This is a genomic window from Halomonas sp. DP5N14-9, assembly GCF_019802175.1.
GTDB classification, from domain to species: Bacteria; Pseudomonadota; Gammaproteobacteria; order Pseudomonadales; family Halomonadaceae; genus Halomonas; species Halomonas litopenaei.
In genome coordinates, this window is record NZ_JAHVHR010000002.1 from 1 (window position 1) to 18,216 (window position 18,216).

16 protein-coding genes are annotated in these 18,216 nt (G+C 64.0%); 1 reads left to right on the top strand and 15 read right to left on the bottom strand.

Annotation, left to right across the window (positions count from 1 at the left end; genetic code table 11):
• From KUW00_RS01605 to kdgD, 7 genes are all read right to left on the bottom strand, one after another.
• Positions 1-662 (bottom strand): aldehyde dehydrogenase family protein (locus tag KUW00_RS01605; protein ID WP_222568097.1); only part of this gene is annotated, 662 nt, incomplete at its 3' end.
• 102 nt (positions 663-764) lie between these two features.
• The gene (locus KUW00_RS01610) at positions 765-2,090 is read right to left on the bottom strand and encodes a glucarate dehydratase family protein (RefSeq protein WP_222568098.1); all 1,326 of its coding nucleotides are present in this window, start codon (positions 2,088-2,090) and stop codon (positions 765-767) included.
• A gap of 43 nt (positions 2,091-2,133) precedes the next feature.
• The gene (garD, locus tag KUW00_RS01615; RefSeq protein ID WP_222568099.1) at positions 2,134-3,723 is read right to left on the bottom strand and encodes a galactarate dehydratase; all 1,590 of its coding nucleotides are present in this window, start codon (positions 3,721-3,723) and stop codon (positions 2,134-2,136) included.
• Entirely contained in the window at positions 3,713-5,263 is a 1,551-nt protein-coding gene (locus KUW00_RS01620) for a tripartite tricarboxylate transporter permease (protein ID WP_222568100.1), read from the bottom strand. Before KUW00_RS01620 ends, garD begins: the two co-directional genes overlap by 11 nt.
• A gap of 14 nt (positions 5,264-5,277) precedes the next feature.
• Positions 5,278-5,712 carry a tripartite tricarboxylate transporter TctB family protein gene (locus tag KUW00_RS01625; protein ID WP_222568101.1) on the bottom strand — a complete coding sequence of 145 codons (435 nt, stop codon included), beginning with the start codon at positions 5,710-5,712 and terminating at the stop codon, positions 5,278-5,280.
• Positions 5,713-5,807: 95 nt separating this feature from the next.
• On the bottom strand, positions 5,808-6,866 hold the full coding sequence (locus tag KUW00_RS01630) for an ABC transporter substrate-binding protein (RefSeq protein WP_045991808.1): 1,059 nt from the start codon (positions 6,864-6,866) through the stop codon (positions 5,808-5,810).
• A 123-nt stretch (positions 6,867-6,989) separates the two neighbouring features.
• Complete coding sequence (gene kdgD / locus KUW00_RS01635; protein WP_045991809.1) at positions 6,990-7,907, bottom strand: 5-dehydro-4-deoxyglucarate dehydratase; 918 nt, start codon at positions 7,905-7,907, stop codon at positions 6,990-6,992.
• A 205-nt stretch (positions 7,908-8,112) separates the two neighbouring features.
• On the opposite strand from kdgD, the gene KUW00_RS01640 reads away from it, so the two are divergent.
• Positions 8,113-9,075, top strand: coding sequence for an AEC family transporter (locus KUW00_RS01640; RefSeq protein WP_222515523.1), 963 nt, complete (start codon positions 8,113-8,115; stop codon positions 9,073-9,075).
• Between the two features lies 1 nt (position 9,076).
• Here KUW00_RS01640 and KUW00_RS01645 read toward each other — a convergent pair whose 3' ends face one another.
• From KUW00_RS01645 to hisD, 8 genes are all read right to left on the bottom strand, one after another.
• The gene (locus KUW00_RS01645; protein ID WP_045991811.1) at positions 9,077-9,391 is read right to left on the bottom strand and encodes an antibiotic biosynthesis monooxygenase family protein; all 315 of its coding nucleotides are present in this window, start codon (positions 9,389-9,391) and stop codon (positions 9,077-9,079) included.
• Between the two features lie 103 nt (positions 9,392-9,494).
• The gene (gene sixA / locus KUW00_RS01650; RefSeq protein ID WP_222568102.1) at positions 9,495-9,983 is read right to left on the bottom strand and encodes a phosphohistidine phosphatase SixA; all 489 of its coding nucleotides are present in this window, start codon (positions 9,981-9,983) and stop codon (positions 9,495-9,497) included.
• The gene (locus KUW00_RS01655) at positions 9,973-11,043 is read right to left on the bottom strand and encodes an NAD(P)H-dependent glycerol-3-phosphate dehydrogenase (protein WP_045991813.1); all 1,071 of its coding nucleotides are present in this window, start codon (positions 11,041-11,043) and stop codon (positions 9,973-9,975) included. The genes sixA and KUW00_RS01655 overlap by 11 nt, the downstream gene beginning before the upstream one ends.
• Positions 11,044-11,231: 188 nt before the next feature.
• On the bottom strand, positions 11,232-12,674 hold the full coding sequence (locus KUW00_RS01660) for an NAD(P)(+) transhydrogenase (Re/Si-specific) subunit beta (protein WP_045991814.1): 1,443 nt from the start codon (positions 12,672-12,674) through the stop codon (positions 11,232-11,234).
• A gap of 16 nt (positions 12,675-12,690) precedes the next feature.
• Complete coding sequence (locus KUW00_RS01665) at positions 12,691-14,262, bottom strand: Re/Si-specific NAD(P)(+) transhydrogenase subunit alpha (protein WP_108131474.1); 1,572 nt, start codon at positions 14,260-14,262, stop codon at positions 12,691-12,693.
• 531 nt (positions 14,263-14,793) lie between these two features.
• Positions 14,794-15,780 carry an alcohol dehydrogenase catalytic domain-containing protein gene (locus KUW00_RS01670; RefSeq protein WP_222568103.1) on the bottom strand — a complete coding sequence of 329 codons (987 nt, stop codon included), beginning with the start codon at positions 15,778-15,780 and terminating at the stop codon, positions 14,794-14,796.
• Positions 15,781-15,795: 15 nt separating this feature from the next.
• Positions 15,796-16,557 (bottom strand): SDR family NAD(P)-dependent oxidoreductase, encoded by a 762-nt coding sequence (locus KUW00_RS01675; RefSeq protein ID WP_261391941.1) that lies wholly within the window; start codon positions 16,555-16,557, stop codon positions 15,796-15,798.
• Positions 16,558-16,559: 2 nt separating this feature from the next.
• Entirely contained in the window at positions 16,560-17,873 is a 1,314-nt protein-coding gene (gene hisD, locus KUW00_RS01680) for a histidinol dehydrogenase (protein ID WP_222568105.1), read from the bottom strand.
• Between the last annotated feature and the right edge of the window lie 343 nt (positions 17,874-18,216).

The window sequence follows — 18,216 nt, forward strand, 5'->3', positions numbered from 1 at the left end:
CCGGAACCGAACAGCAGCGAGAACACGCCTTCCGGCAGTTCACAGCGGGCCACCGCCTTCTGCAGCGCGCGGCCGACCAGCTCGGAGGTGCCGGGGTGGGCCGAGTGGGCCTTGACCACCACCGGACAGCCGGCGGCCAGGGCGGAGGCGGTGTCGCCACCGGCCACCGAGAACGCCAGCGGGAAGTTGGAGGCGCCGAACACCGCCACCGGACCCAGCGCGATATGGCGCTGGCGCAGGTCGACCCGCGGCATCGGTTCACGGTCCGGCAGGGCCGGATCGTGCCGCACGTCGAGCCATTCGCCGGCGCGTACCACCGAAGCGAACAGGCGCAGCTGGCCGCAGGTACGGCCACGCTCACCCTCAAGACGTGCCTGGGGCAGGCCGGACTCCTGCATGGCGCGCTCGATCAGGGTGTCACCGAGCGCCTCGATCTCCTCGGCGATGGTCTCGAGAAAGGTCGCGCGGGCCTCGAGGCCGGTCTCGCGGTAGCTATCGAAGGCCGCCCAGGCCAGTTCGCAGGCGCGCTCGACCTCGGCCTTGGAACCTGCCTTGTAGCCAGGCTCGAGGGTCTCCCCGGTGGCCGGATTGACGGCATGGATGGGCTCGCCCTTGGCCTCGACGGCCTGGCTGCCGATCAGCTGCTTTCCTTCCAATTTCATGAATCTTCTCCTGTCGTGTGACGTTCGACGGGGTGAGCGTCGGTAAAGGCCGTCGGCTTTCGTCCTCACCGGGGCTTTCGCACCTGAGCCATCGAGTCGAGGCTAACGCACCAGGGCAGGACGCTTGGGATCGAACTCCCAGCCGTCGATCAGGTACTGCATGGCCATGGCGTCGTTGCGGCTGGTGACATCGAGGCCCTGGTACTTCCGATGGGCCTCCATCAGCTTGTCGTCGTCGAGCTCGACGCCAAGGCCTGGCGTGGTCGGCACCTTCAGCTTGCCACCTTCGATCTTGAACGGTTTCTTGGTGATGCGCTGACCGTCCTGCCAGATCCAGTGGGTATCGATGGCGGTGATTTCGCCAGGGCAGGCAGCGGCGACGTGGGTCATCATCGCCAGAGAGATGTCGAAGTGGTTGTTGCTGTGCGAGCCCCAGGTCATGCCCCATTCGTTGCACAGCTCGCCCACCGCCACGGCCCCCTGCATGGTCCAGAAGTGGCAGTCCGCCAAGGGGATGTCCACGGAGTTAAGCTGGACCGCAAGTTTCAGCTGACGATAGTCGGTGGCGATCATGTTGGTGGCGGTGGCAAGTCCGGTACGACGCTTAAATTCGGCCATGGTCTCGCGACCGGAGTAGCCGCCTTCCTGGCCGCAGGGATCCTCGGCATAGCTCAACAGGTCCTTGATCGGCTCGAGCACTCGCACCGCCTCATCCAGCGACCAGGCGCCGTTGGGATCCAGCGTCAGACGTGCCTCGGGGAAGGCCTCGTGCAGGGCGCGGATGCAATCGGCCTCCTCTTCGCCGCGCAGCACGCCCCCCTTGAGCTTGAAGTCCTTGAAGCCGTAGCGCGCGTAGGCGGCCTTGGCCAGGTTGGCCACCGCCTCCGGAGTCATCGCTTTCCGATAACGCACCTCGTCCCAGGCGTCTATCGGGTCGCTGACCTTGGGATAGGGAAGGTCAGTCTTGTCCGGATCGCCGAGCAAGAACAGGTAGCCCAGTGCCTCTACCTCGTCACGCTGACGTCCGTACTGGCCGAGCAGGTCGGCCACTGGCATGCCCAGCGCCTGGCCGAACAGGTCATAAAGTGCCGACTCGATGGCGGTAACCACGTGTACCGCCACGCGCAGATCAAAGGTCTGCCGACCGCGCTCCTCCGGGCCGTTTTGCGACAGCGCCTGGCGAGCCTGGCTCAGCACCTGCTTGACCTCGTTGACCCGTGCGCCCTCGACCAGCGAACGACACTGCTCAAGCCCCTTGAGGATGCCGTCACTGGAGGGAATCTCGCCGACGCCGCGATTGCCGGACTCGTCTTCCAGCACCAGCACACAGCGGATGAACCAGGGGGCATGGCCACCGCTCAGGTTGAGCAGAAAACCGTCTTCGCCGGCCACCGGCACGATGTTCATCTTGGTGATCTTGGGAAACATGGAGTCTTGCCTCTTGGATGTTCGGTTAAAGATGATGAAGCGCTCAGGTGACCGGCGCCGGGTTGAACAGCACCAGGTCGTTGTAGAGACCCAGGCGGTCGGCGGCGACCTGGTGACGGCCGCTTGCCACCTCGAGAATCAGCTCGAACAGCTCCCAGCCGATGTCCTCGATGCTGGCCTCGCCGGTGGCGATGCGCCCCGCGTCCAGGTCGATCAGATCGTGCCAGCGACGTCCCAGGGTCGAGTTGGTGGAAACCTTGATCACCGGCGTCATCGCCAGGTTGTAGGGGGTACCGCGCCCGGTGGTGAAGACCTGCAGGTTCATGCCCGCCGCCGCCTGCAGGGTGCCGCAGATAAAGTCGCTGGCCGGCGTGGCGGCAAAGGTCAGCCCGCGCTTGCGCAGGCGCTCGCCGGGGCCTATGACGTCGACGATAGGTGAATTGCCGGACTTGATCACCGAGCCGAGCGCCTTCTCGACAATATTGCTGAGCCCGCCCTTCTTGTTGCCCGGCGACGGATTGGCGCTGCGATCGGCCTGGCCCTGGGCCAGATAGTCGTCGTACCAGGCCATCTGCTCGATCAGCGCCCGAGCGACCTCCTCGTCTACCGCTCGAGGCGTCAGCAGATGGATGGCGTCGCGCACCTCGGTGACTTCGGAAAACATCACGCTGCCGCCGGCACGCACGATCAGGTCGGTGGCAAATCCCACCGCCGGATTGGCGGTTACCCCAGAAAAGGCGTCGCTGCCGCCGCACTGCATGCCCACCGTCAGCTCCGACACCGGACAGGTCTCCCGGCGGCGACGATTCAGCCGCTCAAGGTGGCGCTCGGCCATGGCCATGATGCCGTCGACCATCTCGCCGAAACCTTCGAAGGACTCGTGCTGCAGACTCAACACGTTGGCGTCGTCGTTGGCGGAACCTGTGGCGGCATCCTCGCTGCGCTCAAAAATCTTGACCGGGCGGTCCTCGATAAGAGTCGAGGGCTGCAGCTTCTCGCAGCCAAGGCCGATGACCATGACCTCGCCACCGAAGTTGGGGTTCAGCGCCAGGTTCCTGAGCGTGCGGATGGGCACGATCGCCGCCGGCGCGCCGATCGCCACCCCGCAGCCGTAGCTGTGGTTGAGCCCGACCACGTCATCGACGTTGGGGAAGCGCGGCAATAGCTCTCGCTTGATCTTCGCCACCACGTGATCGACGGTACCGGCCACGCACTGCACGCTGGTGGTGATGCCGAGCACATTCCTGGTGCCGACGCTGCCGTCAAGGTTGCGAAAGCCCTCGAAGGTGTAGCCCTCGAGTGGCTCGACCACCGGCGCCTTGCGGGTCGCCAGAGGCAGCTCGTCGAGCTTCGGTGGTATCGGCAGCCTGACGTTGTTCTCGTTGACGTGGCCACCGCGCGGGATGGCCGACAGCGCCGTGCCGATCACCTCGTTGTAGCGCAGGATGCGCTCACCTTCGGCGATATCCGCCAGGGCCACCTTGTGGCCCTGGGGAATGTCGCTCACCAGCGCCACGCCATCATCCAGTTGGGTACCCCGGGGCAATCCGCCCTGGCCCACCACGATGGCGACATTGTCGCCTGGATGGACGCGGATCACGCGGCTCTCGTTGGTCCTGGGTTCAGCCGTCATGACGTTCTCCCGATCCAGAAGTGGTGCCAGACACCTGACTCAATTCCATCTTCTGACGCGCACGGGTCTTGATGCCCAGCACGATGGAGAAGGCGATGGACGCGGCGATCAGCCCCCACAGCACCAGCGCGATGGGGCTCTTGGTAAAGAAGATCGAGAAGGTGCCGAAGGATTCCAGGCTCTTGACGAAGTACACCTCGGCGGAGCTGCCCAGAATGAAGCCGATGATCAAAGGCGCGACCTCGAGCCCGATCTTCTCGATCAGGTAACCGAAGATGCCGAAGATCAGCAGTGTCCAGACGTCGAACATGATGCCGTAGTTGATGGCATAGGCGCCGACCACGCACATCATCACGATGATCGGATAGAGCACGTACTTGGGCACCAGCACCACCCGGGCGATGTACTTGATGGCGTAGAACATCAGGAAGAACATCACGATGTTGGCGAACACCAGAGCGATCATCATCACCGTCCAGGTGTCCTGGTTTTCCGGGATGAACAACGGCCCCACCTGGATGCCCTGAAGGGTGAAGGCACCGATCAACACCGCCGTGGTGGAGTCCCCGGGGATCCCCAGCGACAACAGCGGGATCAGGGCGCCACCGGTCAAGGCGTTGTTGGCCGACTCGGAAGCAATCAGCCCCTGGGGCGCACCCTTGCCCATCTGGCTGGAATCCCGCGACAGGTTCTTTTCCTGGGTGTAGGCAAGCACCGAGGCGGCGCTGCCGCCGACCCCCGGCAGCATCCCGACGAAGGTGCCGATGAAAGACGAGCGCATCAGGTTGGTCAGGCGGCCCTTGAACAGGCCGAAGGTGAAACCACCGCCCTTGCCCATCTCGATCTTGGCGCCGGACAGACCGCTCTTCACACCCTTCTCTGCCTCCAGCAGGATGGTCGAGACGCCGAAGATCCCGATCAACACCGGCAGCAGTGCAAAGCCGTCCACCAGATAGGGCTGCATGAAGTCGAACATCAGCCGCGTCTTGCCGTTACCGCCGTCGGACAGGCTGTAGGTGCCGATCAGACTCAGCCAGATGCCCAGTACACCGCTGAAGATACCGATCAACATGTTGCTGGACATGGAGGCGATGACCGTCAGCGCCAGCAAGATGATCAGAAACTTCTCCACATAGGAGAACTTGATCGAAAACTCGGCCAGCAAGGGAGCGAAGAAGAACAGCACCAGGGCACTGACAAGTCCACCCACCAGCGACGCCACGACGCATACGCGCAGGGCCTTCTCGCCCTGGCCCTTCTGCGCCATGGGGTAGCCGTCGAAGGTGGTGGTGATCGACGAGGGCGTGCCGGGAATATTGAGCAGCACCGCCGGAACCATACCGCCGGAGATGCCACCGACGTAGAGGCCAAGCAGCAGTGCCAGGCCATGCTCGAGGCCGAGGGCGTAGGTCAGCGGCAGACACACGGCCACCGCCATGGTGGCGGTCATGCCGGGAATAGCGCCGAAGATGATGCCGATCAGGGCACCGATCGCGGCCAGCAGGAAGAAGGTGATATCGAGGTAGGACAGAAGTTCCATGGGTCAACTCTCCCCTACGGCAAGGTGATGTAAAAAAGCTTGGCGAAGATCAGCCAGGCCAGTGAGGGTGCCACCACGGCATTGATCGCGGCGGTGATCACCTTGCGGCGGGTGCGGGTGTGCATGTACATCATCGACATCAAGAACAGAAAGACGATGGACACGAACAGAAAGCCGTAGCCGGTATAGGGGAACAGGTTCCCCACCACCGACATGAGCACGAAATAGGCGGTGATCAGCACCAGGGTGCCGAAGAAACGAAATCCGTCCATGGACTCGCCGATGATCGGCAACGTTTTCTCGCCGCGTTTGACCGCAGCAAAGAAAGGAACAAGGCGAAACACCACGATCAGGGCGAACAGCAACGCCAGTACCCAGTGAATGATCGTGGGGAAGAACAGGTGAGAGCTGTCGAAGTCGATCGACACACTCAACGGTGAGGATTCCATAGCGGCTCCGGGGCAGGCCTGACGGGAGAGCCTTGCGAGTTGTGTGGACGGACAAGAACAGGGATGCCGGCGGGCAAGCCGCCGGCAGCGGTCCCTTACTTGATGCTGTCGATGATGTCGGCGTAGCGGTCGGCCTTCTCGCGCAGGTGGGCCTGGGCTTCGTCGGAGGGCATGAAGTCAGGAATAAAGAACGACGTCTTCTGGGTCTTCTGGATCTCGCCTTCGGCGTAGATCTCTTCCAGGGTGGCGTCGATCTGCTCGACGATCTCTGGATTCATGTCCTTGTTGTAGAGGAAAAAGAATTCCTTATCGAAGGCGAAGTTCTCGCCTTCTCCCATGGTCACCTCGACGTTGGGCTCGACGAACTGCAGCAGTGTCTCGCGGTCGGTCTGACCCAGACCTTCCTCGTTGGCCTGCTGCAGGGTGTCATGGCGTGCGGTCAGCCAGACGAAGCGCATGGCCTTCTGGTCATCCTCAGGCAGACGGGTGTACTGCTCGTTGGCCTGCACCGAGCCGTTGATCAAGTCCGCCTGGTCATCGAACAGCAGCTGATTCTTGTCGGCCTGGGAGCCGGTATTGACCGCCACCAGGTTGTCTTCCATTCCGGGGTGCTCGATGCGGATGGCGTTCTTGAGTGCGGTGTAGCCAATCTCGGAGACGCCACCAGGCTGGATCGCCACGCGCACGGTCTCACCACTGCCGACCGCTTCGATGATGTCGTCCAGGGTCTGGTAGGGCGAGTCCTTGGGCACCAGGTAGGCATTGCCCGGATTGATCGCAATGGTCGGACCGATGATGTAATTCTCGAACGGGTCCTTGTAGCCCTCGACCCCGTACTGATTCCCCAGGTAGGCCTGGTCATGGAAGATCATCAGAGTGTTGCCGCGAGGATCACGATCCAGGGCGCGATAGGCAGCGCTGACGCCCACCGCGTCGACCTTCATGTTCAGGTCCAGCGCCTCGGACAGCTGGTCCACCACGATGGCCGAGTTCTGGTAGGTGTCGCCACCGGTGGAACTGGAGCCGATGACCACACGGATGTTACCGCGCAGGGGCCCGTCGGCGGCCAGCGCCGCAGCGCTACCCAGGGCCAGCGAGGTCGCCAGGGCGGTAGCGGTCAGGGTCAGGGGCAGAGAGAGTCTTGGCATGCTCATGAAGTCACCTCATTGAAATGGTTGTTGGTGGCTGGACGAGTGGTGCCCTTCGATACGGGAGGATCGTGACGAAGGGCCAGATCGAGGAGCGGTCTACACCGTAGCGCTAGCGACCGCCCTCGGTCAGAAGGAACGGGCGCGCTCGATCAGCTGCTCGAGCTGCTTGCGCTCATCATCGCTTGGCATTTCCAGCGGGGCACGCACCGCGCCGGACGGACGGCCGATCAGGTCGGTGCCGGCCTTGATCAGGCTGACGGCGTAGCCTGCCTTGTGGTCACGCAGGGCGACGAAGGGCAGGAAGAACTCGCGGGAGATCTTGCGCACGGTATCGCTGTCACCGGCACGCAGGGCCTTGTAGAAGGTCACCGCCATGTCCGGCACGAAGTTGAACACCGCGCTGGAGTAGGTGTTTACGCCCACCGCCAGGTAAGCCTCGGCGATGATCTCGGCGGTGGGCACGCCACCGACGTAAGCCAGTCGATCGCCGACGGTCTTGATCACGCGGTTGAGCGCCTGCATGTCGCCCTTGCCGTCCTTGAGCCCCACCAGGTTGGGGTTGGCGTCGGCCAGCCGCTTGGCGGACTGAGCGTTGAGCACGCCGTTGCCACGGTTGTAGTAGATCACGCTGACGCTGGTGGACTGACAGATCCGGCTGGCGTATTCCACCAGGCCGTCCTGGGGACACTCTGTCAGGTAAGGCGGCATCAGCAAGATACCGTCGGCGCCCTCTTCCTCGGCGATGCGGGCGAACTCGGAACCGGTGGCCACGCTCAGACCGGCGCTGGCGATCACCGGCAGCTTGCCATCGACGACTTCCACGGCCAGACGGACGATCGCACGGAATTCTTCCAGCGACAGGCTGAAGAACTCGCCGGTGCCACCGGCGACGAACACCGCCGAAATCTCGTGACTGATGAACCACTCGAGACGCGCGCGATAACTCTCGGCGTCGAAACGTCCTTCGGCGTCGAAGTCCGTGACCGGAAAGGACAGCAGACCATCGCTGATCGCCTGCTTGACCTGTGCATGGGAAAATTTCACCGAAACGTCCTCCTGTCTTCGTCGTGAACGGACATGAGGGTTTCGATTCCCCGTCATGTCATACATCATACAAAGTGCAAGTTAGCGACTTGTTTCAGGACTGACAAGGGACGCTATGGTAAATTGAGACCAAAGTTCAAGGCGCACCTCTCTGATCCCTTGTGGACGACCCGGCGCCACCATCAAGAGGCTTCACAGCGCGCCCATGTCATTGATCGATGTCTTCCTGTCGACGCTCAACATCAGCCTGCCGGTGTTTGCCATGGTGTTTATCGGCATTGCGCTCAAGCGACTCGGCTGGATCGATCAGGCCTTCGTCAATACGGCGTCGCGACTGGTGTTTCGCGCCACCCTGCCGGCCATGCTCTTTCTCAGCCTGATCCGCGCCGATCTGGAACGCACCCTGAACCCCTGGATGCTGGCCTTCTTCGCACTGGCCACCATTGCAAGCTTCGTTCTCGCCTGGGGCTACGCTGCGCTTAGGGTCAAGCGTCACCAGCGCGGGGTCTATGTACAGGGCGCCTTTCGCGGCAACTGCGGAGTGGTTGGCCTGGCACTCGCCCACGGCATGTACGGCGAGGTGGGGCTATCGCTGGGGAGTCTGCTGCTGGGGGTGGTAATCCTCTGCTACAACGTGCTGTCGGTGGTGGTGCTGGCGGCGTACCAACTGGACGAGGACGGCCGGCGCAAGGCCATCGACTGGAACAGCATATTCCGCCATATTCTGACCAATCCGCTGATCCTGGCGGTGGTGGTCGCCACGCCCCTGGCGGCGCTGCAGGTCAGCCTGCCCGAGTGGATCGAGACCACCGGTGACTACTTTGCCTCCTTGACCCTGCCGCTGGCGCTGATCTGCATCGGCGCCACCATCTCCACCCGGGCGCTCAAGACCAGCTATCGCACCGCCGTCAGCGCAAGCCTCGCCAAGATGGTGGTGATCCCGCTGGTGGCCACCCTGGCGGCGCTGGGGCTTGGCTTTCGTGGCGCCGAGTTGGGCGTGCTGTTTCTGTTCTTCGCAAGCCCCACCGCGGCGGCGGCCTTTGTCATGGCCAAGGCCATGGGCGGCGATGAGATCCTGACGGCCAATATCATCGCCCTCACCACCCTGGTGGCCAGCATCAGCGTGACGGTGGGTGTCTTCGCCCTGCGGCTCAACGGGCTGATCTAGTTCAGCCCTTGGCTTCAGTCCCCTCGACCACCTCGAACTGCTCGATACCGCCGCCCTCGCGGGTGGCCTCTGCCGGCAGCGGGTTGGCGTGGGCACGCTTGAAGTCATCGCTGCCGACCCAGGCACGAAACGCCGCCTGGCTCTCCCACTGGGTCTCCACCACGTAGGGCGCCTGGTTGCCCAGCGGCCTCAGCACACGCATGGCGACAAAGCCCGGCTGCTTGTCGATCTCTCCGGCGCGACGGCGAAAGCGCTCTTCGAACTCGTCCTCAAAGCCCGGATTGACGAAGATGCGGTTGTTGACGAAAAAACTCATGGGCGTCCCTTCAGGTGAAAGCCCGCCAGTGACGGGCCCGTTCTATCGAGTGCGAAATATGGCAGACACGTCGCTTACACCACGCCAACCACTGCGGTCAGGGTCAGCGAAGTGACGATGGCGTGGTCATGCCCACCAGCCGCGCACAACCAGCGGCTCTGACATCGGCCTCCAATTCGGCGATAGCCGCGGTGACAAAGCCCACCCCCGCCCCTGCCCTGCCCTCCGCCAGCAGCCCGGTCAGGGCCGCGACCAGCGGCATATGGCTGACCAGCAGCAGCGGGCCCTCGTCACTTTCCAGCGTCAGCCAGTCCACCACGGCCTCGGGGGAATCGTCGGGGGTGATGATGTCCAGGGTATCGAGACTCACCTCGTCCGGCAGTGCTTCCAGCACCAGGGCGGCGGTCTGCTGGGCACGCACGTAGGGACTGGCCAGCACCTTGAGCCGGCCCAAGTCGATGTCGTCACGACTCGCCAGCCAGCGGCCCATGGCGCGAGCTTCGTCCTCGCCGCGGGTGGTCAGCCTGCGCGCCTCGTCGGGAAAGCCCGGAGTGGCCTCGCCGTGACGCATGATCCAGAGTCTATCCGCCATTCTTGGCCTCCGTCTGTCGCCGGTCCTGCTTGACGTCCTCGCGGGGGAGCACGAACTCGACATCGCTGCTCTGCTCGCCGCGCATCAGCAGCTTGGCCATGTCACGGGCCGGCACGCCGCGAAACAACACCTGATAGAGCCCTTCCGCCAACGGCATGTAGACGCCTTCGGCATCGGCCTTGTCGCGCACCAGCTTGACGGTATTGACCCCTTCGGCCACCTGGCCGAGAGACGCCACCGCCTCGTCCAGGCTCTGACCCTTGCCCATCGCGAAGCCGACGCGATAGTTGCGCGACAGTTCCGACGAGCAGGTCACGATCAGGTCGCCGACGCCGGCCAGCCCCAGGAAGGTCATCGGATTGGCGCCCTGGGATACGGCGAAGCGGCTCATCTCGGCCAGCGCACGGGTCATCAGCATGCTGCGGGTATTCTCGCCCATGCCCAGCGCCGCTGCCATGCCGGCGGCGATGGCGTAGATGTTCTTGAGCGCACCGCCAAGCTCGACCCCGTAGCGGTCATTGCTGGCGTAGACGCGGAAATAGTCACAGCCCAGCGCCGCCTGCACGCGGGATCGCGTCTCGGCGTCGTGGCTGGCGATCACCGTGGCGGTGAGCTGCTTCTGGGCCACCTCGGAGGCCAGGTTGGGCCCGGACAGCACGCCCACGTGGGCAAACCCCGTCTCGTCCTCGAGGATCTGGCTCATCAGCTTGAAGCCATCCTCCTGGATACCCTTGGTGGTGCTGACCAGAATCTGCTCGGGCTTGAGCCAGGGACGTGCCTGGCGCACCACCTCGGCGAAGGCCTTGGAGGGAATCGCCACCAGCACCAGGATGGCCTCCTCGAGCACCCACTCAAGTTCGGTGGACGCCTCGACCCTGGGGTTGATGGCGTAGTCGGGCAGATAGCGCGGATTGCGATGATCACGATTGATGCTTTCCACCAGCGCGCCGTCCCTGAGCCATTGGCGCACGTGGAAGCCGTTATCGGCGGCGATGCTGGCCAGCGCGGTGCCGAAGCTCCCGCCCCCCAGCACCGCCACCCTGGTGTCCATGTCGGTCATGCTTGCTCCGCAGTCGATGAGTCTTGGTGGATTGTACCGAATCTGACGTCTCGACGAGGGATCTCGTCGCCACTTTGACTGACCTGGTGCCACAACGAGCAACGCCCCTCGAAAGGGGCGTCGTCGGGCCCCTGTAAGGAGGGGCGTCGTCGGGCCCCTCGAAAGAGGAGCCCTGTACTACCCGCAGTTCAGTCGATCAGCGGAATCAGCGAATCGATACTGGCCCGGGCATCGCCGTAGAACATCCGGGTGTTCTCCTTGAAGAACAGAGGGTTCTCGATGCCCGAGTAGCCGGTTCCCTGACCACGCTTGCACACGAACACCTGCTTGGACTCCCACACCTTGAGCACCGGCATGCCGGCGATGGGGCTGTTGGGGTCTTCCTGGGCGGCCGGGTTCACGATGTCGTTGGAGCCGATGATGATGACCACGTCGGTGGAAGCGAAGTCATCATTGATCTCGTCCATCTCCAGCACGATATCGTAGGGTACCTTGGCCTCGGCCAGCAGCACGTTCATGTGACCCGGCAGACGACCTGCCACCGGGTGGATGCCGAAGCGCACCTCCTTGCCGGCGGAGCGCAGCTTGCGCACCAGTTCGCTGACCGCGTTCTGGGCCTGGGCCACCGCCATGCCATAACCCGGCACGATAATCACGCTGTCGGCGTCGTTGAGGGCGCTGCTGACGCCACCGGCGTCGATCGACACCTGCTCGCCCTCGATCTCCTGGGCCGGCCCCTGGGTACCGCCGAAGCCACCGAGGATGACGCTGACAAAGTTGCGGTTCATCGCCTTGCACATGATGTACGACAGGATGGCACCGGAGGAACCCACCAGCGCACCGGTGACGATCAGCAGGTCATTGGACAGGGTGAAGCCGATAGCGGCCGCGGCCCAGCCCGAGTAGCTGTTGAGCATCGACACCACCACCGGCATGTCGGCGCCGCCGATGCCGAGGATCAGGTGCCAGCCGATGAAGAAGGCGAGCAGCGCGATCAGCAACAGGGTCCAGAAGCCGGCACCGTTGAGGTAGGCGATGGCCAGCACCAGCGAGAGAATCGCCGCACCGGCGTTCAGGGCATGACCGCCGGGGTACTTCTTCGGCTTGCCGTCGATCTTGCCGGCCAGCTTGCCGAAGGCGATCACCGAGCCGGTGAAGGTCACCGCACCGATGAACACGCCCAGCACCACCTCGACCTGCAGGAAGGTCAGCTCGGCAGGTGTCTTGTAGGCCAGCGTAGCGGCGAACGCAGACAGGCCGTCGAGGGACTCACCGGCCGCCTTCAGCGCCAGCACCCGGGCACGTTCCATCTCGGCGTTCCAGCCGACGAACACCGCCGCCAGACCGACGAAGGAGTGCAGCGCCGCCACCAGCTGCGGCATCTGGGTCATCTCGACCCGCTTCGCCACCATGGTGCCGACCACAGCACCGACGATCATCAAGGGAATCATCAGCCAGTAGTTGCCGATGTTCGGGCCGAGCATGACGGAGAACACCGCCAGGCCCATACCGACGATGCCGTACCACACCGCGCGCTTGGCCTTTTCCTGATTGCTCAGTCCCCCCAGCGAGAGGATGAACAGCACACTCGCCGCGATCGCCGCGGCGGTTACGAATTGTTGTCCTAGCATTTCGTCTCTCCGCGGTTCAGGACTTCTGGAACATGGCCAGCATCCGGCGTGTCACCAGGAAGCCACCCACGACGTTGATGGAAGCGATCAGCACCGAGATGCCCGCCAGCAAGGCGACCAACCAGCTACCCGAGCCCACCTGGAGCACGGCACCGAGGATGATGATCCCGGAAATCGCATTGGTCACCGCCATCAGCGGCGTGTGCAGAGAGTGACTGACGTTCCAGATGACCTGAAAACCGACGAAGCAGGCCAGCGCGAAGACGATAAGGTGCTGCATGAAGGACGCCGGCGCCACCAGACCGAGCAGCCCCATGACGATGCCGCCGACCGCCAGCATGGTGACCTGGCTCTTGGTCTGCTTCATGAAGGCAGCGTGTTCGGCAGCCTTGCGCTCCTCCGGTGTCGGCTCCTTCTCCTTGGGCTTCGGCTTGGCCGCGGCGATGGCCTTGACCTTGGGCGGAGGCGGCGGAAAGGTGACCTCACCCTGGTGGGTGACGGTAGCGCCACGGATCACGTCGTCTTCCATGTCGTGAACGATCTTGCCGTCCTTCTCCGGCGTCAGATCGGTCAGCATGTGACGGATATTGGTCGAGTACAGCAGCGACGACTGGGTGGCCATGCGCGACGGGAAGTCGGTATAGCCGACCACGATGACGCCGTTGTCGGTGACCACGCGCTCATCAGGCTTGGTCAGGTCGCAGTTGCCGCCCTTCTCGGCGGCCAGGTCGACCACCACAGAGCCAGGCTTCATCGCCTTGACCATGTCCTCGAGCCACAGCTTGGGAGCCGGGCGTCCGGGGATCAGGGCGGTGGTGATGACGATATCCACCTCGGGGGCCTGCTGACGGAACAGCTCGAGCTGCTTTTCGCGGAACTCGGGGCTGGAGGGCGCCGCATAGCCACCGCTTTCGGAGCCGTCCTGGGAGTCCTCGAAATCGAGGAACAGGAACTCGGCGCCCATGGACTCGATCTGCTCGGAAACCTCGGGGCGCACGTCGAAGGCACGCACCACGGCACCAAGGCTGGTGGCGGTGCCGATGGCGGCAAGACCGGCGACGCCGGCACCGATGATCAGCACCTTGGCCGGCGGCACCTTGCCCGCGGCGGTGACCTGACCGGTGAAGAAGCGCCCGAACTGGTTGCCTGCCTCGATCACCGCGCGATAGCCGGCGATGTTGGCGGTGGAGGACAGCGCATCCATCTTCTGGGCGCGGGAAATCCGCGGCACCATGTCCATGGCGACGACGCTGGCACCCTTGTCCTTGCAGGTCTCGAGCATCTCCTCGTTCTGGGCCGGCCAGAAGAAGCTGATCAGGGTCTGGCCCTGGCGCAGCAGGTCGGACTCTTCCTTCTGTGGCTCGCGCACCTTGACGACCACGTCGGCCTGCTCGAACACCGCCTCCATGCTGTCGACGATAGTGACACCGGCCTCTTCATAGGCGGCGTCGGTAAAGCCGGCAAGCTCACCTGCGCCCGTCTCGATCAGGCACTCGTGACCCAGCTTCTGAATGTGTCCGGCGCTCTCGGGCGTCAGCGCGACACGCGCCTCGCCCTTATGCCGTTCCCTTGGTGCTCCTATCTTCACGATGGATCTCCCATGTGGCCAACGTTATTACGATTGCTTGTTATGGTTTCTTGTTGTCATTCCTACCAGTGTTACCTCTTGTGGCTAGTCTGCACAAGAGGGGATCGCCAGTAATTTGTGCACTGCAATGTGAGAGCAACCACCTGAATCCATTAAGAGAACCGGCACGAAGCGGGGTGTAACCTTATGCCCTTCCGAGCCTCCCAGGCCCGGCGTGCCCGGCCTGGCGGCGTGATCACACCCTGAAGGCAACCTCCAGCGAACAACAACGGAAAATGCAGCCTGAGGTCGACCGCCCATTCACGATTGAACAAGCGCTCACTCAGCTATCTATTCGCTCAGAAAAAACGTCGACCATCTGCGCCACCTTGCCGACAGGATGGACGAAAAGATAGCTGAAAGGATGACGAATAGCGCTGGCGACAGGGCTGACGACAGGGCTGGCAAAAGCGCTGGTGAAGCTACAGGCGACGCACAGCGCGTCCACTCGACATCGCCTGTTCAGAGCGCTGCTCCGTGCCAACGCGGCCCTTACGGATACAGAATGACCTTGGCGGCGGCGCTGCGCCCGCTTGCCAGCTCCTCGAAGGCGGCCGGCCCCTCGACCAGAGGCCGCTTCTCGACCCAGGACAGCTCCCCCAGCGCACCGGCGTCGAGCAGTGCGACGGCAGCGCGAAGATCACCGAAGCTGTAGGTGTAGGCACCAAGAAAACTCAGCTCCTTCAAGGTGATGGCGCGGGTATCGGTGACCCCATCGTTGTCCTGCAGACCAAGGTGCATGATCGCGCCACCAGGACGAGCCGAGGCCACCGCCATCTTGCGCGTGGGGCCGGCCCCCACACAGTCGAACACCGCTTCCACCGAGTCGGCCCGGGGCGGCGCTTCGCGCGGGTCGAAGGCCTCGAGCCCGACCCTGAGCGCCGCCTCCCGGCGCAGCGGGTTGAGATCGGCGATACGCAGCGAGCGCACCCCGCGCTGGCGCAGGATCAAGGCGGTCATCAGGCCGATGGCGCCGGCACCGATCACCAGCACCCGGGACTCCGCCAGCGGGCGATCGAGCACCCGCTCCAGGCGGTGAATACCATGCACTGCGGTCGCCACCGGCTCGGTCATGGCGGCGACCTCGGCGCTGAGCGTCTGTGGCAGCTCGATCAGGCTGTGATCGGCGATGTTGACCGTCTCGGCGAAGCTGCCGGGGCGATTCATGCCGATCATGCTGCGGTTCTCGCATAGATTCTGGCGCCCGGCCTGGCAGTACTCGCAGTGGCCGCAGACGATCAGCGGGTTCATGGTGACCCGCTTGCCCTTCCAGGCACCCTCGACCACCCGTCCCGCGACCTCGTGGCCCAGGATCATCGGCGGCACCCGCCGGGGATCATGGCCATGGTAGGCATGCAGGTCGGAACCGCAGATGCCGGTGGCCTCCACCTGCACCCGCGACTCCCCCGGCTTGAGCGGCTCGGGCTCGGTGCCACGCATCTCCATCTGCTCGCGACCGACGTAGAACAAGGCTTGCATGGTGAGTCTCCTGAATCACTTGGCGGTAAAGCCGCCATCGACGTGAAGGATCTGGCCGGTGACGTAGGCCGAGGCCGGGGACGCCAGGAATACCGCCGGTCCCGCGATATCCTCAAGCCGCCCGTTACGGCCGATGGCGGTCTGGCGCGCCAGCGCCTCGGACCTGGCCGCATCATCGAACACCGGTGAGGTCAGCTCGGTAGGAAAGAATCCCGGCGCCAGCGCATTGGCGTTGATACCGTGGCGCGACCAGGCCTCGGCCATGGCGCGGGTCAGCTGGGCGATGCCACCCTTGCCGGCCCCGTAGGGGGCGCTGTCGGGAAAGGCACGACTGGACTGCAGCGAGGCCAGGTTGATGATGCGACCGTAGCCCGCCGTGCGCATCCCCGGCACCAGCGCCCGTGACAGAAAGAACGGTGTGCCCAGGTGGAGCTGCAGGGTCAGCTCCCACGAGGCCAGATCGACCTCTTCTGCCGGCTGGCGCAGGTTCACCCCGGCGGCGTTGACCACAATCTGAGGATCGCCAAAGGCCTCGGTGGCGCGACGTGCCACCTCTTCGAGGCCCCTGGCGTCGGCCAGGTCGGCGCTGAGGGCGGCCGCCTGGCCGCCCATGCTCCGAATCCGCTCCACTCCCGCATCCAGCGCGTCCTGACGCCTGGCGGCCAGCACCACCCGGGCGCCGCTCGCCGCCAGTGCCTCGCCGATGGCAAGACCCAGCCCGCTGCTGCCCCCGGTGACCAGCGCCACCCGTCCGTCGAGGTCAAAATCGGGGCGCATGGTCATACGTCCTCTTCCACCGCCAGCACAAAGCGCTCATCCGGATAGTACTTGGCCAGACGGATATCGCCGGTTCGGGCATGGCCTTCCATGCCCTCGCAGCGCGACAGCCTGGCGGCGGTGGCGGCTACGGTACGGGTGGCCTCGCGGCTCTGGCGCTGGTAGGTCACGATCTTGAGGAACTTCTGGGCGCACAGCCCGCCGGTGTAACGCGCCGCCCCCTTGGTCGGGAGGATATGATTGGTGCCCGAACACTTGTCGCCGAACGCCACCGAAGCCTCCTCGCCGACGAACAGCGAGCCGTAGCTGTTGAGGCGCTCCATCCACCAGTCCAGATCCTCCACCTGCAGTTCCAGATGTTCGGAGGCATAACGATCGCTGACCTCGACGGTTTCCTCCCGGGTATCGCAGACGATGATCTCGCCGTAGTCGCGCCAGGCGGCGTCGGCGGCCTTGCGCTGGGTTTCCGGCAGGTCATCGATGCGCGCCTGGATGCGCTGATCCACCGCTTCAGCCAGTTCGCGCGAGGTGGTGAACAGCCAGGCCGGCGAATCCGGGCCGTGCTCGGCCTGGCCGACCAGGTCCTCGACCACGATATCGGGATCGGCGCTGTGATCGGCGATGATGCCGATCTCGGTGGGCCCGGCGAACATGTCGATGCCGCAGCGTCCGAACAACTGACGCTTGGACTCGGCGACGAAGCGGTTGCCGGGGCCGACCAGAATATCGGCGGGCTTGCCGGTGAACAGTCCAAAGGCCATGGAGGCGATGCCCTGAACCCCGCCCATCTGCAGGATGACGTCGACACCGGCGAGATCCATCGCATAGAGGATGGCCGGGTGGATGCCGTTCTCGTCCCGCGGCACCGAACAGGCCACCACGTTCTTGACCCCGGCCACCTTGGCGGTGGCCACACTCATGATCGCCGAGGCAATATGCGCGTAGCGGCCACCGGGCACGTAGCAACCGGCGGTCTCCATCGGGATCAGCTTCTGCCCGGCGAACAGGCACGGAGACAGCTCGGTCTCGAAGCCCTGGATGCTGTCGCGCTGGGCAGCGGCAAACCGGCTGACGCGCTCATAGGCGAAGTGGATATCCTGCTTGAGCTGCTCGGGGACCTTCTCCCTGGCCGCCTCGATCTGGTCACGGCTGACGATGACGTCGCCTTCCCAGCCGTCGAGTTCGCGACAGTACTCCCGCGCCTTGGCCTCTCCCCCGGCCTCGATCTCGGCGAGCATACGCGAGACGACTTCATGGGTCTGGGTCTCGTTGCTGGAGGCATTCTTGTCGGCTTGCTTGTAGTAGTGAATCGCCATGTTGAGTCTCCTTGAGGTCATCGGCCGGTATCGGTCGCCACACATGCTTGAGTCTTGAGCATGCGCAGTGCCTAGGGTGTGCCGTCGACTCGGCCGTGATGCGCCGACGGCGTCGTTGTTTTGGTGAGCGTTGCTCTGGCGAGGCGTGGACCAGCCAGTCGCCAAGCGTCGCCCTCGCCCTCGCTTCGTACCTTTACGCCTTCACTTTTGTAAGCGCTTACAAATCCGTTGAAAAAAGGGGGAAGACAGCTCTCCCCCAACCTCTCCTTACCCTATCGCCCAAATCGACAACCAAGGGGTGTAAACGAGCATTTTTACCGGGCTGGCGCACCAGCCAATCTTT